Origin of the sequence: Actinoallomurus vinaceus, from assembly GCF_039542055.1 — a bacterium.
GTDB lineage: Bacteria > Actinomycetota > Actinomycetes > Streptosporangiales > Streptosporangiaceae > Actinoallomurus > Actinoallomurus vinaceus.
In genome coordinates this window covers 1091931-1111952 of record NZ_BAABHK010000002.1, presented here as the reverse complement: position 1 = coordinate 1111952, position 20022 = coordinate 1091931, and the positions used below count along the sequence as shown (strand labels likewise).

Below are 20022 nucleotides of genomic sequence, written 5' to 3'. Positions count from 1 at the left end.
CTACTGTGCGTACATGCTTGGTCGCGTGTCGTCCGGTCGTGTCGTATGAGCCGCAAGCTTGCGCTGGCCGACGGCCAGGTGGCGCGGGCTGCGGCCGCCCATGTTCTGCTGCGCGGCGGGGTGGATGAGAAAACGGGAGAGGCCCTGACGGCGCGGGTCGTGGCTGAGCGGGTGGGCTGGGCCGCAGACCTGGTCGCCGGGATGGCCACCGGTCTGCTGGCCGGGCACTGGAATGCTGGTGATGTGGCCGTGCTGGCCGCTGGGGTGGATGGCGCGGGTCGCGTCTTGCCGTCGAATGCGTGGATGGCGTTGCGCCGGTTGGGCTGGGGCGTGGCCGTGCCTGAGGGGGTGCGGGTCAATGACCGGATCGTGCGGATGGCTCAAGAACAGGCCGGGCGGATCCTGCGCGGTGCGCAGCACCGTGTCGAGATGGTCGGCGGGATCGTGGCGGCCTGGCCTGCCGACCCGGGCAAGCGCACGCCGGCCGAGTGGGACGCTGTCCGCGAGGCGATCCCGGACGGCAGGACCCTGACCAGCAGCGTGATCAAAGCGCGCACACGGCAGATCACCGCGTTTGCCGACGCTCAGGGGCGGTTTCCGGTCGATGTGTTCGACCTGGAAGACCCGCCGAACGCGGCGCGGATGCTAGTGCTCGCTGCGGTGGACCGCCAACAGGCCACCCTGGAACGCGCCGACGACGATGCGGCCAGGGTGTTGCTGCGGCTGCAGTTGCCCACCCGCCCGGATCCGTACTCGTATGCCGACTGGGCCTGGGTGTCCTGTCCGATCACGCTGCCGTCCACCGTGCCGCCGGATGCGGTGCTGCACCTGCCCACACTGCGCCCCCGAGGCCAGAAAGTACACGCGGACCTGTCGTTCTCCCACCCCGTCCCCAAGACTGAACGGAAGGATCACTCGACGGCGCTGGGTGTGGACTGGGGTCTGAACACCCTGCTCAGTGCGGGGGCTTGTCGGTTGTATCCCGACGGCGCCATCACCGCGCTGGGCGCCGGGGCGATGTTTCGAGCCGCCGGAGTGGTGGCCCGTCAGCACCGGCTTCGCCGCCACGGCGAACACCTGCACGCCAAAACCGATACTTACGAACAGCTGATCGGAGGCGGCCAGGGCCACGCCCTGGCCGCCAAACACGCCGTCCTGACGGCCGAACGCCAGCGCGTGGCCGACCGCCGGTCGGGGCTGAACGACGCACTGGCATGGGCGGCGGCGCGGTGGGCGGTGGATCAGGCGATCGCTGCGGGTGCGAGTGTGATTTATGTGGAGGATCTGCGGTCGATGGAGGCCAAGGGCATGGGCCGCACCCTCAACACCCGCCTGTCCCAAGCCGTGCGCGGGCAGATCGTCGGCAACATGCGGCACGTTGCCGCCGAGACCGGCATCGCCGTGGTCACCGTCCCGGCCCGCAATACTTCTAAGCACTGCCCGCAGTGTCTGGTCCCTTTGCGGCACTGCAAGGCACCCGACCGGCCCACCATCCCCGGATGGAAATGGGCGATCTGCCCCGACCCCGATTGTGGCTGGCAGGGCGACCGCGACCACGGCGCATGGCGCCGCATCGCCGCCCGCGGCCTGACCCACCAGACGAAGACCACCATCGACCGCGCCACCGGCCAAATGGCCATCCCCGGTGTGATCGACACCCTCGAAGCCGGCGCGGTCGTCACCCCGACCGCGCCTGCTCAGGCCAGCGGAGGTGACCGGTCCAAGGCCGGACCCACCCCCCGCCGAACCCCACGCCCCGCGCCCAGGCGACGCAGGGCACCCTCCACCCCCAGCCCCAACAGGCCGGCGGGTCAGCGTCCGGAGGGACACGCTCACACGGACCACAGACTGCCGCGGGCGGCCTGCCGGTACCAGGGCGTGCGCACACCCGTGCACACGATCAGCTCAAACACCCCTACCAGCCGGGGCCGTCCACGGCACCGGCCCAAAGGGGCGGCACTGGGCGCAGGCTTCCACCTGCACGCCCACGCCACCCCACCACGGTGGGCAGATCCCCCAGCCACAACACTCGTTCTGACTACGGATCCCTAGCTGATCAGAGACGCTCTGGTGCAGGGCCCGTTCCGCTGGCCGACTCACCCCGTTCCACCTTGTCGGCCAGGCGGTCCAGGCTCTCGTGCAGGGCCTGTTCGACCTTCGCGCCGGGTGGCGCGTGGTCGGGGTCGAAGAACGACAGGTGGACGACCACCTCGCTGTGCTCCGGTTCGATGCCGGTGACCTGGAGCCAGCCGGCGTAGTCGCCGGTGTCACGGGTGCCCCACTCCACCCGGAGCTGATCCCGCTCCGCCCGCAGCAGGGCGCGTTCCCGGTCGGCGCCGTGGCTGACCGTCACCTCCGGCAGGTCGGCGGATTCCAGGTGGACGTTCTGGGGCAGCCACGCGTCCATCGTCCCCGGGTCGGACGCCTCGTCGAACACCAGCTCCGCGGGCGCGGTGATGCGCCGGGAGGCCTCGTACTCGCTCATCGTCGTATTCCTTCCGGTCAGGGCGGCGGTGACGTGCGCCCGCCGCGCTGCTCGCTCGGCTACCCGCAGCGGCCGGGCCGACACGTGGATCGATCCGCGGAAGCCCGGCGGAGCGGAGACCGGTCGGCCTATCGTGGCACCGGCAGGGGGACCGCGAGTCTGATCGATACCTTTCGAAATTTGTCGGCGGCCCACTCCGGCCATTCGGCCGGAACTCCCGGTGTCCGTGTGTCCAACAGGGCGTGACGGCCACCCGGGCGACCTGGAATCAGGGTTCGCCGAAAGATTGCGCTAATCTTCGAAACGTACGGTCGACGATGTGGAGGAGTGCGGTGGGACGTCCAGCCGGAACGGGATCGGAGCCGACGACCGGTCGGCGCTCCCGGCCCACCTTGGCCGACATCGCCATGGAGGCGGGCGTCTCCACGGCCACGGTGTCCAAGGTGCTCAACGGCCGGACCGACGTCGCCGCGGCCACGAGGGAACGGGTCGCCCGGCTGCTGAAGGCCCACAGCTACCTCGCGCCCGGCGTACGGCGGGCGCGCCGGTCCGGGCTGGTCGACGTCGTCATCGGCGGCCTGGACAGTCCCTGGGCGGTGGAGATCCTGCGCGGGGTGGAGGCCGAGTGCGCCGAACGCGGCACCGGCACGGTCGTCTCGCTCGTACGCGGGGAGGACGCCCGGCCGCCGAGTTGGGCGTCGCTGAGCGTCCAGCACCACAGCGACGGCGTGATCCTCGTGACGTCCCGGATCACCGCGCAGCAGCGCGCACAGATCGAGCGGGCGGGTGTCGCCCTCGTCGTCATCGACCCGGTCGACCTGCCCGACCCGGATCTGGCGAGCGTCGGCGCGACCAACTGGTCGGGCGGCCTGTCGGCGACCGAGCACTTGATCTCCCTCGGGCACCGGCGGATCGCCGCGATCGGCGGCCCGCAGGAGATGCTGTGCACCCAGGCCCGGATCGACGGGTACCGTGCCGCGCTCGAACGCGCGGGCATGGAGCTCGATCGCACTCTGATCAGGTATGGCGACTTCCGGTACGAGGGCGGGTTCCAGGCGGCCCGTGAGCTCCTCGAGCAGCCGGACCGGCCGACCGCGATCTTCGCGGGCAGCGACCAGCAGGCGATGGGCGTCTACGAGGCGGCGCGCCAGGCGGGTCTCAGCGTCCCGGCGGACCTCAGCGTCGTCGGCTTCGACGACCTGCCGCTGTGCCAGTGGCTGTCGCCACCCCTGACCACCGTCCGCCAGCCGCTCGAGGAGATGGGGCGGATCGCCGCCCGGACGCTGTTCCAGCTGCTCGACGGCGAGCCGCTGGTGAGCCCGCGCGTCGAACTCGCCACCGAGCTGCGCATCCGGCTGTCCACCGCTCCGCCGTCCGCCTGACCGGCGATGCGCACCTTCCGCAACCCGATCCTGGCGGGCTTCCATCCCGACCCCTCGATCTGCCGGGTCGGCGCCGACTACTACCTGGTGACCTCCTCGTTCGAGTGGTTCCCCGGGCTGCCGATCCACCACAGCCGGGACCTGGTGAACTGGCGGCCGCTCGGACACGTCCTCGACCGGCCCGAGCAGCTTCCGCTCGACGGCGTCCGGCCGTCGGGAGGTCTGTTCGCGCCGACGATCCGGCACGCCGGCGGCACGTTCTACGTCGTGTGCACCCTCGTCGACGGCACCGGGCCGTCCGGGAACTTCGTGGTGACGGCCACGGACCCGGCCGGGCCGTGGTCCGAGCCGCACTGGCTCGGCGAGCCCGAGAGCTTCGACCCGTCCCTGCTGTTCGACGAGGAGGGGCGGGCCTGGTTCCACGCGACCCGGCCGGTCGACGCGGCGGGGCACACCGAGATCTGGCTGCGGGAGTTCGACCCGGCGACGCTGGACCTGACCGGCCCGGAGCACGTCCTGTGGAACGGCGCTCTGAACGGTGCCGTCTGGACCGAGGCGCCGCACCTGTACCGGGTCGGGGACCTCTACCACCTCCTGGTCGCCGAGGGCGGCACCGAGCTGAACCACGCCGTCACCGTGGCCCGGTCCCGCGACGTCACCGGCCCGTACGAGGGCAATCCGCGCAACCCGCTCCTGACCCACCGCCACCTCGGGGCCGGGCATCCGATCGTCGCGACCGGGCACGCCGATCTGGTGGCGACCGGCGCGGGGGAGTGGTGGGCGGTGCTGCTCGGGGTCCGTCCGTCCGGCGGGTACCTGGGCAACCTCGGCCGGGAGACCTTCCTCGCCGAGGTGGTGTGGGAGGACGACTGGCCGGTCATGGCCCCCGGCGTCGGCCGGGTCGAGCCCGTCGGCGCCGCCCCGAACCTGCCCGAACACCGCTGGCCCGCCGAGGCCGCCTGCGACCACTTCGACGACCTCGAACTCGGCCCCCAGTGGAACCAGCTCCGTACGCCGCGCGAGCGGTTCTGGGACCTGACGGCACGGCCCGGTCACCTGCGGCTGCGACTGCGGCCGGAAACGGTCACCGAGCGCGCCTGCCCGAGCCTGATCGCCCGCCGGCAGAGCCACGCGCACTTCGCCGCCCACACCGCGGTCGACTTCGCCCCCTGGGGCTCGAACGAGTGCGCGGGCCTGGTCCTCCTGCAGAACGACGGCTTCCAGATCCGGTGCGCGGTCACCCTCCGCGACGGCCGGCGTGTGCTCCGGTTGATCCGCAGGGCGGCCGGAGCCGACGAGACGCAGGCCGAAGAGGTCCTGCCCGACGGGCGCGTCCGGCTGGCGGTCGAGGCCCACGACCAGTCCTACGCGTTCCGGTACGCCACCCCGGCGTCGGCGTGGCGGCCGCTCGGCGGTCCGGTCGACGGCAGCGTGCTGAGCACCGAGATCGCCGGCGGCTTCGTCGGGGCCTACCTCGGGATGTACGCCAGCAGTACGGGACGGCCGAGCACCAACGTCGCCGACTTCGACTGGTTCGAGTACCGCGGCCTGGACTGAGGCGCGCTCGCCCTGTCGCAGTCAGCGGCGAGTACCGCCCGTCTCGTGCGGTCGGCCGCATCCGGTCGGTGGTGAGGCTTTCGCCGGGTCGGCTCCGGGCTCAACCGGCCGGCTGTGAATCCACCGGGACGGTGGTGGACTCGCGGACGACCAGCCGGCACGGCCGGACGTGCGGCCCGGGGGAGGGCTCGCCGTTGATGGCCGTGAGCAGCAGGTCGGCGGCGGCGCGCCCGAGGCCTTCGAGGTTCATGTCGACGCTGGTCAGCGGGGGCTGGCAGCCGAGGACCATGACGTCCCAGTTGTCGAATCCGACCACGGCGACGTCCTCGGGCACTCGTCGGCCCGCCGCCCGCAGCGCGTCGGTGACGCCCCGGGCGACCTGGTCGCTGCCGCAGAAGACCGCGTCGAACTCGCCGGCCGTCGCGAGGAGCATGCCGACGGCCCGCCGCCCCCAGGCCTCGCTCCACTCGCCGAACAGCGGCGGACCGGCCGGCTGCAACCCCGCCTCGGCCAGCTGTTCGATCGCCGCGGAGGACCGTACGACGGCGGAGTGATGGTGCTCCGGCCCGGTGACGTGCGCGATCCGGCGACGGCCGACGGCGAGCAGATGGTCGATGGCCTTCCGGGCGCCGCCGGCCTCGTCGGCCACGACAGAGCAGTCCTCCGGATCGGTGGAGCTGACGAACGCGTACACCACCGGGACCGGCAGGCCCGATCCGATCGGAGGCCGCGGCCGGGCGTGGCGGCCCGTCACGATGATCCCGTCGACCCGGCGGCTGAGCAGCGTCTTCAGGTAGTACTGCTCACGGATCGGGTCGTCTCGTCCGTCGCACAGGAACACCGACATGCGGCCCGCGCCGAGTGCGTCCTCCACTCCGATCAGCAGCGGGATGCTGAACCGGCCGATGGTGTCCGTGGTGATCATCCCGACGGTGTAGGTGCGGCCGGAGCTCAGGGTGCGCGCCGCGGCGTTGGCCTGGAAGCCGAGCTGCTCGGCGGCCGCCTGCACCCGCTGCCGGGTCTCGGCCCGCAGGGAGCCGCGGCCGTTGAGCGCCTTGGAAGCGGTGCCGACCGAGACGCCCGCCAGCGCGGCCACATCGCTGATGGTGGCCGGCCGCGCCGACTTTCCCATGTTTCCTCCGGTTTCCTGATGTGCCGATACTCGAATGTACCGCACACCGCCAGACGGGGTAGCGGGGCCCGTAACACTAGGGAAATACGGGTCTTGACGGCGATTCACCGGCGACTTAGCCTCCGAGGCAATCGGTTTCCGAATTTTCTTACTAGCGGTCAGATGGTGCTCCGCTCCGCATGGTCGGCCGCACCTCGGGGGTTCGACCGGCGTGGGCCGTGGCCGGCGCCGGATTCCGTTGGACACAAGGAGGCACGATGGCCCTCTCCCGCCCCCGGGCACGGCTCCGGCAGGCTCCCGTCCTCACCGCGCTGGCCACCGCGACGGTGCTCCTCGCGGCGTGTCAGAGCGGGGGAACCGCCTCCTCCGCGAGCGACACCAGCGCGAAGGACGACGGCACGACCATCACCATGTGGACCCGGTCCCCGACGGCGATCTTCAGCCAGACGCTGATCGACGCCTACAACCGCGGCCACCGCAACAAGGTGAAGCTGACGGTGATCCCGGCCGACTCCTACCAGCAGAAGGTCGGCACGGCCGCGGGCGCCCGGCAGCTGCCGGACGTGCTCGCCTCCGACGTGGTCTACGCGCCGAACTACGCCTCGAAGGGCGTCTACCTCGACCTGACCGCCCGGGTGAACAAGCTGCCGTTCAAGGCGTCCCTCGCCCCGGCCCACATGAAGACCGCCACCTACAACAACAAGATCTACGGCGTGCCGCACGACATCGACCTGTCCGCCGTCTTCTACAACAAGGCGCTGTTCACCAAGGCGGGCCTGAACCCGGACAAGCCACCGACGACACTGGACGAGCTCTACGCCGACGCCAAGAAGATCAACGGCGTGGGCGGCGGCGCGCACGGCTACTTCTTCGGCGGCGCCTGCCCCGGCTGCATGCTCTTCACCACCTGGCCGATGATCTGGGCCTCGGGCGGGACCGTGCTCAACGAGAAGGGCACGGCGTCGACCATCGCCAACGACACGGCGGGGAAGGTCTACGCCCTCTACCGCCGGATGTACCAGGAGGGACTCGTCCCGGCCTCGGCCAAGAACGAGAACGGCCCGACGTGGACCCAGCAGTTCGCCAACGGGAGGATCGGCATCCAGCCGATGGGCGCCACCGTGCTGCAGACCCTGAAGGAAGGGCCCGGACTCAAGGTGGGCGTCGCCCCGATCCCGGGCCTGACGGGCGGCACCTCGTCGTTCGTCGGCGGTGACGTGCTCGGCGTGAGCTCCAACAGCAAGCACGCCGCGCAGGCATGGGACTTCATCTCCTGGACCCTGTCCAAGGACGCCCAGGTCGACGTCGTCGCGAAGAACAAGAACATCACCGTGCGCACCGACCTGGCCGACAACACCTACGCGCAGCAGGACCCCCGGCTCGCGACGTTCAACAAGCTTGCCGCTCAGGGCCAGACGCCCATCTCGGTCGACTTCGGCAAGACCTACAACGACCCGAACGGCCCGTGGACGTCAACGGTGACCGACGCGGTCTTCGGCTCGGGCGATCCGGCCGCCATCCTGCAGCGGCACAACGGCGCCATCACCGAGTCCCTGTCCGGCAACGGCTGAGCGGCCCCAGCACCGAGCCCGACCGCCACGCCGCCGTCTCCGTGATCAGCGAGGAGCACCCGATGGTCTCCCTCTCACCCACCCGCGCGCCCTCCCGCGACGCGCCGTCGTCCCCGCCGCGCGCCCGTCACGACGTCTCCCCGCTGCGGCGCGGCCACCGGCGCCTGGCGATGGTCTACGCGACCCCGCTGGCCGTCATCGTCGCCGTCCTGTTCGTCGTCCCGCTCGGCCTGATGGTCTGGATGTCGTTCAACCACTGGCCGCTGCTCGGCGCGTCCGCGCCGAACGGGGTCACGAACTACCGGGCCCTCGGCGACCCGCTCTTCCTGCACGCCCTCTGGTTCACCGTGAAGTACACGGTCGTGACGACCGTCGTCCTCGGCCTCGTCGCCTTCGGCCTGGCGCTGCTCGTCCAGGAGGGCCCGCGGGGCGTGGGGCTGTTCCGTACGGTGTTCTTCCTGCCGAGCGCGGTCGGCCTCGCCTCGGCGAGCCTGCTCTTCTACGGCATGTTCAACACCGACTCCTCACCGTTGAACGCGGCCATGCGGCTGCTGGCGGGCGGCGACGTCGACTGGCTCGGCAGCAGCGGCAACGCGCTGATCTCCACGGTCGGCATGATCACCTGGCGGTTCGCCGGCTTCTACATGCTGATCCTCATGACCGGCCTGCACGGGATCGACCCGGTGCTGTACGAGGCCGCCCGCACGGACGGGGCCGGCTGGTGGCAGACCATGCGGCGGGTGACGCTGCCGCTGCTGCGGCCGACGATCGCGCTGATGATGGTGCTCTCCGTCACCGGGTCCCTCCTGGCCTTCGACCAGTTCTTCATCCTGACCGGCGGGCGGCACGGCACGGCGACCATCGTCATCGACGTCTACCGGGAGGCGTTCCTGTCCCAGGACCTCGGACGGGCGGCCGCCGTCTCGGTCGCCATCCTCGTCGGCCTGGTCATCATCAACGGCGCGCAGCTCCGCCTCCTGCGACGCGATTCCTAGGAGCCGATCAATGTCACGACCGCGTCACCGCGCCGCCCGGTCCGCGGGCTTCTACTCCACGTCCACCGTGCTCGCGGTGCTGTTCCTGTTCCCCATGGTCTGGACGCTGTTCTCCTCGGTGCACGGCCGCCAGGCGAGCGGCCGCGGCAACGGCTGGGGGATCGACGACTACAAGCGCCTGTTCCACTACGGCAGCGGGTTGCCGGCGTACCTGCTCAACACCACGGTGGTCGCGCTCATCACGGTGTGCGTCACCGTCGTGGTCACCACGCTGGGCGGCTACGCCGTGGCGCGGTTCGACTTCCCAGGCAAGAACGTCCTCTTCCTGGTCACCCTCGCGATCCTCATGGTCCCGTACGCGACCATCCTCGTGCCGCTGTACGTGTTCCTCGGCTGGATCGGCCTGCAGAACTCCCTGATCGGCCTGGGACTCGTCCTCGCGATGTTCCAGCTGCCGTTCGGGCTGTTCATGATGCGCAACTCGTTCGAGGCGCTGCCGGTGGAGCTGGAGGAGGCCGCGCTGATCGACGGCTGCACGCCGACGGGGGTGCTGCGCCGGGTGCTGCTGCGCGGGGTGGCGCCGGGCATGGTGACCGTCGCGCTGTTCGCGTTCCTCGCCGCGTGGAACGAGTTCGTCGCGCCACTGATCTTCCTGACGGACGGCGCCAAGTTCACCCTTCCCGTGGCGCTGTTCAACCTGGAGGCCGGCAACTTCGGGTCGGTCGACTTCGGGGCGCTGCAGTCCGGCGTGGTGACCGCGGCGGTGCCGTGCGTCGCGGTGTTCCTTCTCCTGCAGCGCTACTACGTGCGCGGGTTCACTTCCGGTGCCCTCAAGGGCTGACGAAGAGAGAGAGCATGACCGATTCACACCCCGGCCCGGTCTCCCCGACGACGGAAGCCCTCGGCACGCTGCGGCCGCTCCCCCTCGACGCCGTACGGCTCGAACCCGGCGGACTGCTCGGCGCGTGGCAGCGGCGCAACGCCGCAGCGACGATCCCCTACTGCGTCGACCAGATGTCGGCGACCGGCACGCTGGAGAACCTGCGTCGTGCCACGGGGCAGAGCGATCGGAAGTACGCGGGCATGTGGTTCCGCGACTCCGACATCTACAAGACCCTCGAGGCGGCCGCCTGGCAGCTGGCCCACGGGGACGACCCCGGGCTGCGGGACTTCCTCGACACCACGGCGTCGCTGCTGGCCAAGGCCCAGCAGGACGACGGCTACCTCAACTCCTACTTCACCGTGGTGCACCCGGAGAAGCGGTGGCGGGAGCTGGACTGGAGCCACGAGTTGTACTGCGCCGGCCACCTGGTCCAGGCCGCGGTCGCCGCCGCCCGCACCGACGCCTCCGCCGAGCTGATGACGGTCGCGCGGCGGTTCGCCGACCTGATCGTGGAGCGGTTCGGCCCGGACGGGACCGACGGCGTGTGCGGGCACCCCGAGATCGAGACCGCGCTCGTCGAGCTGTACCGCGCGACCGGGCACCGGCCGTACCTCGACACGGCGCGCAGGTTCCTGGACCTGCGCGGGCGCGGCCTGCTGGGGGAGGGGAGGTTCGGCGCGGCGTACCACCAGGACCACGTCCCGGTCCGCGAGGCCGAGGAGGTGGCCGGCCACGCCGTCCGGCAGCTGTACCTGCTGGCGGGCATGGTCGACGTCGCCGTCGAGACGCGCGACACCGCGCTGCTCGACGCGGCGAAACGGCTGTGGGACAGCGCGTTCCGCACCAAGACCTACCTCACCGGCGCGCACGGATCCCGGCACCGCGACGAGGCCTACGGCGACCCGTACGAGCTGCCGCCCGACCGCGCGTACGCCGAGACGTGCGCGTCGATCGCGAGCTTCCACTGGAGCTGGCGCATGCTGCTGGCCACCGGCGAGCGCCGCTACGCGGACGAGATGGAGCGGGTCCTGCACAACGCAATCGCGGCGGGGATCGCGGCGGACGGCCGGCACTTCTTCTACTCGAATCCGCTCCACCTGCGCACGGGGCACGACGGGTCGGACGAGGACGCGCCCTCGCAGCGGTTGAGCTGGTACTCCTGCCCCTGCTGCCCGCCCAACCTCGCCCGGCTGATGGCCTCCCTCCACGGCTACCTCGCGACGGCCGACGACGACGGCCTGCGGGTCCACCTGTACGGCGCCGGCATCCTGCGGTCGCCGGTTCCCGACGGCGAGGCGGAGGTGACGACGCGGACCGCCTACCCCTGGGACGGGCGGATCGAGCTGACCGTGACGGCGACGACCGCCCGGCCGTGGACGCTCGCGCTGCGGATCCCGGGATGGTGCGGCCGCTTCACCGTCGAGGTGGACGGTACGACGGTCGCGGGCGACGCCGAGGACGGCTACCTCCGCCTGACGCGGAGCTGGGACACCCCGACGGTGATCGTCCTGGACCTGGACATGCCCGCCCGCCTGGTCTCCGCGCACCCGAGGGTCGACGCGGTGCGCGGCTGCGTCGCCCTGACGCGCGGCCCGCTGGTCTACTGCCTCGAGCAGGCCGACCTCCCCGACGGGACCGTGCTGGAGGACGTACGGCTGGACGCGTCCGCTCCGGTGCGCGCGGTCGAGCGCGCGGACCTGCCGGACTTCCCCGTGGCGCTGGCCGCCGGCGGGACCGTGGACCGGTCGCCCTCGCCCGAGCCGTACCGCGACCACGCGGCGGCCGAAGATGCGGCCGAGCCCCTGCCCCTGACCGCCGTGCCCTACTTCCTGTGGGCGAACCGGACACCGGGCCCCATGCGGGTCTGGATCCCGCTCGCCGCCACCGGCTGACCAGGCCTTGACCGCCTGGGGACCTGTTGAGAGACTCCGTCGGAAAACCTTTTCCTAAACCCCTGGGAGCACGCGGATGGGTGAGCAGAGTCGCAGGCGGGTCCTCCAGGCGGGCGTCGGTGCGGTGGCCGGATCGGTGGCCCTCGGCCGGCTCGGTGGCACGGCCGGCGCCGCCGAGCGCGCGGCGGCCGCGTCCGCGGACGGCCGGCCGACCGGCCTTCCGTGGGTCGCGGACCTCGGGGACGGCCGCTACCAGAACCCGGTGCTGAACGCCGACTGGTCCGACCCGGACGCCGTACGCGTCGGGCCGTACTTCTACCTCACCGCCTCGACGTTCAACCGCATCCCGGGACTGCCGATCCTCCGATCGCGCGACCTGGTGAACTGGACGATCATCGGCCACGCGCTGACCGAGCTGGAGCCCCGCGACGTATTCAGCGTGCCCCAGCACGGGAACGGCGTGTGGGCGCCGGCCATCCGTCACCACGCCGGCAGGTTCTGGATCTTCTACCCGGACCCGGACTACGGCATCTTCGTCACCACCGCCGTCGACCCGTCCGGCCCGTGGACCAAGCCGCACGCACTGAAGCCCGGCAAGGGCTTCATCGACCCGTGCCCGCTGTGGGACACCGACGGCCGGGCGTACCTCATCCACGCCTACGCCAAGAGCCGGGCCGGGATCAACAACCGGCTGACCCTGCACGAGATCAGCCCGGACGGCCGGGTGCTCCTCGACGACGGCCGGATCGTCGTGAACGGCGACGAGATCCCCGGCTACACCACCCTCGAGGGACCGAAGCTCTACAAGCGCGACGGCTGGTACTGGATCTTCGCGCCGGTCGGCGGCGTGACCGGCGGCTGGCAGTCGGCGTTCCGCTCGCGCAGCATCTTCGGCCCGTACGAGAACCGCATCGTCCTGGCCCAGGGCGACACCCCGATCAACGGCCCGCACCAGGGCGCCTGGGTCGCCACCGAGCGGGGTGAGGACTGGTTCCTGCACTTCCAGGACCGCGGCGTCTACGGTCGCGTCGTGCACCTGCAGCCGATGCGGTGGCGGGACGACGGCTGGCCCGTGATGGGCGAGGACGACGGCAGCGGACGCGGCAAGCCGGTCCTCGTGTACCGGAAGCCCGCGGTGGGCCGGCCGTCGAAGATCACCGCCCCCGCGAGCGGGGACGAGTTCACCGGCCACCGGCTGGGCGAGCAGTGGACCTGGCAGGCGAACTCCGACCCGTCGTGGGCGTCGCCGCGCGGCGGACGGCTCCGGCTGACCTGCCCGCCCAGCGCCGACACCGCCGACCTGCGACTCCTGCCGAACGTCCTGGGCCAGCGCTTCCCCGCCGAGTCGTTCGTCGCCACGACCTCGCTCACGCTGCACGCCGGCAGCACGGGAGCGCGGTCCGGGCTCGTCGTCCTCGGCTACGGCTACGCCTGGATCGGGCTGCAGCGGCTCGACTCGGGGCTCGCGCTCGTGCACCGCACGGCCGCCCAGGACAAGGCCGAGGTCGACGCCGCGACGCCGATCCCGATGCCGCGCGGCCGGTCCTGGGTACGGCTGCGGGTCGAGGTCGGGTCCGGCGGCGTGTGCCGGTTCGCGGCCGACGTGGACGGGCGCGGGTTCCAGCCGGTCGGCGGGCCGTTCACCGCGTCACAGGGCAAGTGGATCGGGGCCACGCTGGGCCTGTTCGGCACCGCCCCGGCCGGCGCGCACGGCGACGCCGCCGAGGTCGACTGGTTCCGCGTCGGGCCCGCCTGACGACCCGGAAACCTGGTGTCGGTTTCCTGCCAGCGACGACGCCGGGCCTGCCGCACAGTGGAATGGTGACGACCGAATCGACGACCATCGACACCACCGCCGCGCGGCAGGTCGGCGCCGCCGACTGGACGGCGCTCGCCGAGGAGCTGGACGCCTACGGCTGCGCGCTCACGCCCCGGCTGCTGACGCCCGAGCGGTGCCGCGCCATCGCCGGACTGTACGAGCGGGCGGAGCTGTTCCGTACGACGGTCGACATGGCCCGCCACCGGTTCGGCTCCGGTCAGTACCGCTACTTCACCCACGACCTGCCCGAGCCCGTCGCCGAACTGCGCCGCGCCTTCTACCCGCACCTGCTGGCCATCGCGCGCGACTGGGCGGCGAGGCTCGGCAGACCGGCGCCGTGGCCCGACGACCTGGACGAGTGGCTCGCGATGTGCCACGCCGCCGGGCAGGACCGGTCCGCCCAGATCCTGCTGCGCTACGGGCCGGGGGACTGGAACGCCCTGCACCGCGACGTGTTCGGCGACATGGTGTTCCCGCTCCAGGTCGTCATCGGCCTGGACGAGCACGGCACCGACTACACCGGCGGGGAGTTCCTGCTCGTCGAGCAGCGGCCCCGCGCCCAGTCGCGCGGCACCACCACGGTGCTCCGGCAGGGCCACGGTCTCATCTTCACCACGCGCGACCGGCCCGTCCCCACCAAGCGCGGCTGGTCGGCGGGCGCCGTACGGCACGGCGTCAGCACCGTACGGTCGGGCCGCCGCCACGCGCTCGGCCTGGTCTTCCACGACGCCACGTGACCACGGGGATGGTGCGCTTCTCGTCGCCGCGACTCACGGAGGCGGCGGCGTACGGGGGATCACCACGGCTCACCGAGGTGGAGGCGGCGGTGTACGGGGAATCGCCGCGACTCACTGAGGCGGAGGCGGCGGTGTACGGGGAATCGCCGCCACCCGGTCCGCACACCGACGCCGAACTCGCCACGCTGATCGGCCTCCTGGAGCGGGACCGACCGCGCATCGCGACGGTGGTCGTCGGGCACGGCCGCGACGGCGCGTCCACGGCCACCGCCCGGGCCTTCCTCGACGCGTGGCAGGCTCTCGGCAGGGAGATCCTCGCGGTGGTGGACTGGCCGGAGCAGGCCGCCTCATGGCTCCGTCCGGCCCGGCGGATGACCGCGCAGACCCCGGACGCGTGGGTCGTTGCCGCCGCACCGCTCGGCTTCGCCCAGCTCGCCCGCCGGCTACGGCACGACACCGACTGGGATCCCCGGCGCACGTTCGCGTTCGCCTCGCTGCACGATCCGCGCGTCCCGGCGCTCGCCGGGCCCGGCACGGTACGCGGGCTGCGCGGAGCGACCGCGGACGGCGCGACCTGGGAGGCCGCGGACCGCTGGATCACCACACGCCTGCCGGAGCGGCCATAGGCACCTGGCGTCAGTGCCGCGCACAGGTCCCGATACAACCGGCCCTCGGCAGTCCCCATGCTGCCAGGCGTGGCGGCACGCGCCTGTGTCAACCCCCCAAAGTTCGGAATTCCCGAGGGGCCCGGCGCCAGACGATCCTCGACTACGTGCCCCGGCAGGGGGCCTGGCGGCCTTCATCGGCTCAGGCCCCTGCCCAGCACATTCATGCACCGAAGCTGCGCGAAAGGACGAGCGCATTGCGTGGGTACCTGAGAACACTCGCCGGCCTCATCGTGGCCGGCCTGCTCCTGGCCGGTCTTCCCGGCATGGCCGCCCAGGCCGCGCCCGGCCGGCCCGGCCCGGCCGCCGCGCAGGACGTCGGACGGCCCGGAAGCGTCGCGACGACCTCGTGGAAGGACGGGCGCTTCGACGTCTACCGGCTCTTCCCCGAAGGCAACGCGAGTACGGTGCGGCTTCGCACCTTCGACGGCCGGCAGTGGAGCCCCTGGCTACCGCTCGGCGGGACGTTCTACAACACCGCGGGCATCTCCGCGCTGTCCAGCGGCTACAGCCACATCGACATCTTCCTCGTCGGCACCACCACCCCGAACGAGGTCCGGCGCACCCTCGTCCACCGGTACTTCGATGGAAGCTGGCACGGTTGGGAGCCGATGGGCACCGGCTACCTCGACTACGCGCCGGACGTGGTATCTCCCGCGCCCGACCGCCTCGACCTGGTTGGCCGGAAACCGGGCGGCGACATCAGCCACCGCTCCTTCGTCCAGGGCCGTGGCTGGGGCCCGTGGGAGGACCTCGGCTTCCGCTCCTGGGCCGGCCCCCACGCGGCCGGCCGCACCGCCGCCGGCGTGGACATCGTGCAGGGCGACTCCGAAGTCGGGCTCTCCCACGTGTACGGGACGGACGGGCAGTGGCAGAGCAGCCGGATCGAGCCGCCCAGCTCCGCGCAACACACCTCGTACGCCGACACAGCCGGACTGGTCCCCCTCCCGTACGGGAACGAGCAGCCGCGGATGCTGCTGTACAGCTGGCGCCACAACGTCGACACGCTGTACCTCAACATCTACAACGGCTACTGGCACGGTTCGGACGTGGTCCCGTACAGCGACGCGCTCTACTGGAACTCACCCGTGGCCGGCACCTCCTGGGACAAGCGGGCCGACCTGTTCAGCAAGGGCAAGGACGGCTACGTCTACCACAGCGCGATCGACCTGGCCGGGACGGGCGGCGACAGCCACTGGCAGTCGCTCGGTGGGCCGCGCGACATCAGCGCCAGCCCCGTGGTGACCTCCTGGGCCACCGGCCACATCGAACTCTTCGCGGTCGACGGGTCCGGGGTGCTGCACCACCGTTCCTACAACAACGGGACCTGGGGCGCGTGGGAGGCTCTGTGAGACCGCCGGGCGGGCCTGTTTCCTGAGGCGCCCGCCCGAGAGACGGGCGTCGGCCGCCACGGGCCGGCGCCCGGACCTGCCCGTTCCGGCGCCCCGCTCACCAAGGACGCCCCGGCGCCCACCCGTTCCGCCACCGAAGGTGGCAGGGTTCACGCAGGGATCGCGAACACCGCCGCCGCGGTGACGGCCCGCTCCTCCAGATTGGCGGTGCCCGGCACCTCGTACCGAGCGAGGACGGTCAGGCCGCGCGGCAGGTAGGGCCGCAGCGGATCGCCGAGCAGAACGTCCCTGCCCCGTCGTCGCTGCCCGCGCAGGAACGTCATCATGGCGTCGGCGAGGTCCGCGTCATAGCAGACGTCACCGGCGAGGACCATGTCCACTCCGTCGAGGTCGCGCTCCAGGACGTCTTCCGTGAGGACGTCGACGCGTACGTTGTTGAGGGCGGCGTTGAGGTCGATCGCGGCCGCGGCGAGCGGATCGATGTCGCAGGCGGTCACCGATTGCGCGCCGGCCAGCGCCGCGCTGATCGCGACGAGACCGGACCCGCTGGCCAGGTCCAGGACGCGCCGCCCGGCCACTGCCGAAGGGTGGTCGAGGACGTACCGGGCGAGGGCCTGGCCGCCCGCCCACGCGAACGCCCAGAAAGGCGGCGGCAGATCGGAGGCGGCCTGATCGGTGCCCGCCTGGTCGCGCTGGGTCGCCTCCCAGGCCGCGAACGGCTCGTCGGCCAGGTGCAGGGAGACCTCCGGGACCAGCGGAGGCGCCGAGACCCGCGTCAGCGCGCCTACTGTGCCGGCTCGGCCGTCCGTCACGGGCGGCTCCATGGTGCGGCGCCGCGAGGCCGTCGAAGTGCCGAGCGCCGATGGCGCGATCGGAGAGCGTCGCGGGGCGATCGGCCCGGCAGGGCGGCGGGCGAACAGGGCGTCACCCCGCCCAGCCTATCGAGCCGGGCCGACGGGGCCGGATCGACGACATGGGCGTGCCGAGGAGTTGCCGATCCTGGATAGCGTGGGACCGTCTTGATCACCGGCTGCCGGCCGGACGACGGCACTGATCGGAGTTGACCATGGCGGACTCGCCCCCCGTAACCTCGCCGTTCGTTGAGGCCACGCCGGCTGCCCGGTATGCCGCGTTCGCCGAACTGGCGAAGGCCGGGCCCGTGCAGCGGGTCACGTTGTTCACCGGTGTCCCGGTATGGCTGATCACCGGGTACGCCGAGGCGCGGGAGGCGCTCGCCCACCCCGACATCATCAAGGGCAAGGGGGGTGACGGCCCGCATCGCGACGCCGTACCGGCCGAGCTCGCCGCGGCGATGGACCACCATCTGCTCGGTGCCGACCCGCCCGATCACACCCGGCTGCGCCGACTGGTGTCCGCCGCGTTCACCCGGCGACGGATCGACGGGCTGGAGCCGGAGATCCGCCGCATCGTCGACGGTCTGCTGGACGACGTCTCGGCCGCGGGGGAGCATGGCGCGCCGGTCGACCTGCTGGCCGCCTTCTGCTCTCGTCTCCCGCTCACCGTGATCAGCGAACTGCTCGGCGTACCGGCCGACCGCCGGCACGACTTCCAGGAATGGACGGCCGTGGCCATCAACGGCTCGGTCCACCCTGCCGAGACCTTCATCGCCGCGGCGACCTCGTTGATCGACTACACCCGGGAACTGATCGCGCAGAAGCGGGTCGACCCGTCCGACGACCTGATCTCGGGGCTGGTCGCGGCGCGCGCGGACGGCGACCGGCTGTCGGAGGACGAGCTGACCTCGATGCTCTTCCTGCTGCTCGTCGCCGGCTACGAGACCACGGTCCATCTGATCTCCGGCGGCACGCGGGCGCTGCTGATCCATCCCGACCAGCTCGACCTGGTGCGCGCCGAGCCTGATCGGTTGCCCGCGGTCGTGGAGGAACTGCTCCGTTTCCACAGCCCGGCGCAGGTGGCGATCCCCTCCCGGACCGCGGCGCCGGTGCGGATCGGCGGCGTCACCATCCCCGCCGGCGAGGTGGTGCTGCCCGCGCTGCTCGCCGCCAACCGCGATCCCCGCCAGTTCCCCGAGCCGGAACGACTCGATGTCACGAGGCAGCCGGCATCACATCTGGCCTTCGGCCACGGCATTCACCACTGTCTTGGCGCGCCACTGGCCCGGCTGGAGGCCAGGATCGCGCTCGGCGCGCTGATCGACCGATTCCCGAAGCTGCGCCTGGCCGTGCCCCCGGAGGAGCTCACCCTGCAGGCCAGTCTGCTCATCAACGGGCTGACCGCCCTGCCGGTCGTCGTGGCCTGACGAATCATCCATCCGGCACCGCCCAAGGGCCGGCCGATCGCCGGGCGAGGTGATCGGCCGCCCCCGGGCGGTGCCGCCTCGGCATCACCGGTGCTCGCTGGGGCTCGGCCGGTGCGCTTCGGGCGGTGAACGTCAGCCGGATCGGGCGGCCTTAATTCGCGCATAAGCCTCTCTTAAGGTAATGCCCGGTGCCGCCGAAGTCGGCATTCTCTGATCCGGCGAACGTGTTGACAGCGCCTTCGGGGCCTGCTTTCATCCTGATTTGTTAGGAACCTTACCTAACGCATTGGCGATCGCCCTGTCGTGACAAGCCGCCATCGCCCGCCGATGGTGCGGTGCCGTTCTGCGCCCCCTGCTGTGGAACGGCATGTCAAGAAAGCCGACTGAAACGGTTAGGAACATGCGTCTTCCACTTACCCGAAAGTCCGCTCGACGGAGCGTCCCGGTCGTCCTCGCCCTGGGCGTGGCCTTCGCCTCCGCGGCCGCGGTCGAGGCGGGCACCGGGCACGACCCCGCCTCGCACGCCGTCCAGACCGGCTCCGTCACGGCCGCGGCCGTCGACCTCACCGACCCGCACAAGAAGGACATCGCCATGCAGCTGGTGTCCAGCGCGGAGAACTCCTCGCTGGACTGGCGAGCCCAGTACAAGTACATCGAGGACATCGGTGACGGCCGGGGCTACACCGCGGGCATCATCGGGTTCTGCTCCGGCACCGGTGACATGCTCGAACTCGTCCAGCTGTACACGGATCGAGAGCCCGGCAACGTCCTGGCCAAATACCTCCCCGCACTCAAAAAGGTGAACGGCTCCGACTCGCACAAGGGTCTGGACCCGAATTTCACCAAGGACTGGCGTAAGGCCGCCTCGGACAAGGTCTTCCAGCAGGCCCAGGACGACGAACGTGACCGCGTCTACTTCAACCCTGCGGTCAACCAGGCCAAGAAGGACGGCCTGCGCGCGCTCGGCCAGTTCATCTACTACGACGCCATCGTCATGCACGGGCCCGGCAGCGACGGCGACAGCTTCGGCGGGATCCGGGCGGCGGCCATGAAGAAGGCCAAGACCCCGGCCCAGGGCGGCAACGAGGTGACCTACCTCAACGCGTTCCTCGACGCGCGCAAGGTCGCCATGAAGCACGAAGAGGCCCACAGCGACACCAGCCGGGTCGACACCGAACAGCGGGTCTTCCTCAAGGCCGGCAACCTGGACCTCGACCCGCCGCTGCACTGGAAGGTGTACGGCGACAGCTACTCGATCGAGAAATAGGGGA

Annotated in this window: 16 protein-coding genes; 13 read left to right on the top strand and 3 right to left on the bottom strand. The window is 71.5% G+C overall.

Annotation, left to right across the window (positions count from 1 at the left end; translation table 11 throughout):
- Nucleotides 1-45: 45 nt before the first annotated feature.
- Entirely contained in the window at nt 46-2052 is a 2007-nt protein-coding gene (locus tag ABEA24_RS10905) for a zinc ribbon domain-containing protein (RefSeq protein WP_345430572.1), read from the top strand.
- A 4-nt stretch (nt 2053-2056) separates the two neighbouring features.
- On the opposite strand, the gene ABEA24_RS10900 is transcribed toward ABEA24_RS10905, so the two are convergent.
- Nucleotides 2057-2485, bottom strand: a complete 429-nt coding sequence (locus tag ABEA24_RS10900) for an SRPBCC family protein (RefSeq protein WP_345430571.1) — start codon at nt 2483-2485, stop codon at nt 2057-2059.
- A 332-nt stretch (nt 2486-2817) separates the two neighbouring features.
- On the opposite strand from ABEA24_RS10900, the gene ABEA24_RS10895 reads away from it, so the two are divergent.
- Together ABEA24_RS10895 and ABEA24_RS10890 are read left to right on the top strand one after the other, a co-directional pair.
- Nucleotides 2818-3867, top strand: a complete 1050-nt coding sequence (locus ABEA24_RS10895) for a LacI family DNA-binding transcriptional regulator (protein ID WP_345430570.1) — start codon at nt 2818-2820, stop codon at nt 3865-3867.
- A gap of 6 nt (nt 3868-3873) precedes the next feature.
- Nucleotides 3874-5424 (top strand): glycoside hydrolase family 43 protein, encoded by a 1551-nt coding sequence (locus ABEA24_RS10890; protein WP_345430569.1) that lies wholly within the window; start codon nt 3874-3876, stop codon nt 5422-5424.
- A 100-nt stretch (nt 5425-5524) separates the two neighbouring features.
- Here the strand turns inward: ABEA24_RS10890 and ABEA24_RS10885 are convergent, their stop codons facing one another.
- Entirely contained in the window at nt 5525-6556 is a 1032-nt protein-coding gene (locus tag ABEA24_RS10885; protein ID WP_345430568.1) for a LacI family DNA-binding transcriptional regulator, read from the bottom strand.
- A gap of 257 nt (nt 6557-6813) precedes the next feature.
- Here ABEA24_RS10885 and ABEA24_RS10880 point away from each other — a divergent pair, with 257 nt between their 5' ends.
- From ABEA24_RS10880 to ABEA24_RS10845, 8 genes are all read left to right on the top strand, one after another.
- A complete protein-coding gene (locus ABEA24_RS10880) occupies nt 6814-8127 on the top strand; it encodes an ABC transporter substrate-binding protein (protein ID WP_345430567.1) in 1314 nt (437 codons plus the stop codon).
- 62 nt (nt 8128-8189) lie between these two features.
- Nucleotides 8190-9122 (top strand): carbohydrate ABC transporter permease, encoded by a 933-nt coding sequence (locus ABEA24_RS10875; RefSeq protein WP_345430566.1) that lies wholly within the window; start codon nt 8190-8192, stop codon nt 9120-9122.
- Between the two features lie 10 nt (nt 9123-9132).
- Nucleotides 9133-9963 (top strand): carbohydrate ABC transporter permease, encoded by an 831-nt coding sequence (locus tag ABEA24_RS10870; RefSeq protein ID WP_345430565.1) that lies wholly within the window; start codon nt 9133-9135, stop codon nt 9961-9963.
- Between the two features lie 14 nt (nt 9964-9977).
- Entirely contained in the window at nt 9978-11897 is a 1920-nt protein-coding gene (locus ABEA24_RS10865) for a glycoside hydrolase family 127 protein (RefSeq protein WP_345430564.1), read from the top strand.
- A 76-nt stretch (nt 11898-11973) separates the two neighbouring features.
- Nucleotides 11974-13653 (top strand): glycoside hydrolase family 43 protein, encoded by a 1680-nt coding sequence (locus ABEA24_RS10860; protein WP_345430563.1) that lies wholly within the window; start codon nt 11974-11976, stop codon nt 13651-13653.
- 62 nt (nt 13654-13715) lie between these two features.
- Complete coding sequence (locus tag ABEA24_RS10855) at nt 13716-14453, top strand: 2OG-Fe(II) oxygenase (protein ID WP_425551160.1); 738 nt, start codon at nt 13716-13718, stop codon at nt 14451-14453.
- Nucleotides 14450-15079: a type 1 periplasmic-binding domain-containing protein gene (locus ABEA24_RS10850; protein ID WP_345430561.1), complete on the top strand. Its 630-nt coding sequence runs from the start codon at nt 14450-14452 to the stop codon at nt 15077-15079. Before ABEA24_RS10855 ends, ABEA24_RS10850 begins: the two co-directional genes overlap by 4 nt.
- Before the next feature lie 236 nt (nt 15080-15315).
- Nucleotides 15316-16470: a PLL family lectin gene (locus tag ABEA24_RS10845; protein WP_345430560.1), complete on the top strand. Its 1155-nt coding sequence runs from the start codon at nt 15316-15318 to the stop codon at nt 16468-16470.
- A 149-nt stretch (nt 16471-16619) separates the two neighbouring features.
- On the opposite strand, the gene ABEA24_RS10840 is transcribed toward ABEA24_RS10845, so the two are convergent.
- Nucleotides 16620-17282, bottom strand: a complete 663-nt coding sequence (locus ABEA24_RS10840) for a class I SAM-dependent methyltransferase (protein ID WP_345430559.1) — start codon at nt 17280-17282, stop codon at nt 16620-16622.
- 254 nt (nt 17283-17536) lie between these two features.
- Here ABEA24_RS10840 and ABEA24_RS10835 point away from each other — a divergent pair, with 254 nt between their 5' ends.
- Both ABEA24_RS10835 and ABEA24_RS10830 read left to right on the top strand, forming a co-directional pair.
- On the top strand, nt 17537-18751 hold the full coding sequence (locus ABEA24_RS10835; RefSeq protein ID WP_345430558.1) for a cytochrome P450 family protein: 1215 nt from the start codon (nt 17537-17539) through the stop codon (nt 18749-18751).
- 400 nt (nt 18752-19151) lie between these two features.
- The gene (locus tag ABEA24_RS10830) at nt 19152-20018 is read left to right on the top strand and encodes a chitosanase (RefSeq protein WP_345430557.1); all 867 of its coding nucleotides are present in this window, start codon (nt 19152-19154) and stop codon (nt 20016-20018) included.
- Nucleotides 20019-20022 lie beyond the last annotated feature (4 nt).

Bases quoted from the DNA above. Each gene is read 5' to 3' on its own strand.
- ABEA24_RS10905 (WP_345430572.1), top strand. From the start codon at position 46: ATGAGCCGCAAGCTTGCGCTGGCCGACGGCCAGGTGGCGCGGGCTGCG.
- ABEA24_RS10900 (WP_345430571.1), bottom strand. From the start codon at position 2,485: ATGAGCGAGTACGAGGCCTCCCGGCGCATCACCGCGCCCGCGGAGCTG.
- ABEA24_RS10890 (WP_345430569.1), top strand. From the start codon at position 3,874: ATGCGCACCTTCCGCAACCCGATCCTGGCGGGCTTCCATCCCGACCCC.
- ABEA24_RS10885 (WP_345430568.1), bottom strand. From the start codon at position 6,556: ATGGGAAAGTCGGCGCGGCCGGCCACCATCAGCGATGTGGCCGCGCTG.
- ABEA24_RS10880 (WP_345430567.1), top strand. From the start codon at position 6,814: ATGGCCCTCTCCCGCCCCCGGGCACGGCTCCGGCAGGCTCCCGTCCTC.
- ABEA24_RS10875 (WP_345430566.1), top strand. From the start codon at position 8,190: ATGGTCTCCCTCTCACCCACCCGCGCGCCCTCCCGCGACGCGCCGTCG.
- ABEA24_RS10870 (WP_345430565.1), top strand. From the start codon at position 9,133: ATGTCACGACCGCGTCACCGCGCCGCCCGGTCCGCGGGCTTCTACTCC.
- ABEA24_RS10865 (WP_345430564.1), top strand. From the start codon at position 9,978: ATGACCGATTCACACCCCGGCCCGGTCTCCCCGACGACGGAAGCCCTC.
- ABEA24_RS10860 (WP_345430563.1), top strand. From the start codon at position 11,974: ATGGGTGAGCAGAGTCGCAGGCGGGTCCTCCAGGCGGGCGTCGGTGCG.
- ABEA24_RS10855 (WP_425551160.1), top strand. From the start codon at position 13,716: ATGGTGACGACCGAATCGACGACCATCGACACCACCGCCGCGCGGCAG.
- ABEA24_RS10835 (WP_345430558.1), top strand. From the start codon at position 17,537: ATGGCGGACTCGCCCCCCGTAACCTCGCCGTTCGTTGAGGCCACGCCG.
- ABEA24_RS10830 (WP_345430557.1), top strand. From the start codon at position 19,152: ATGCGTCTTCCACTTACCCGAAAGTCCGCTCGACGGAGCGTCCCGGTC.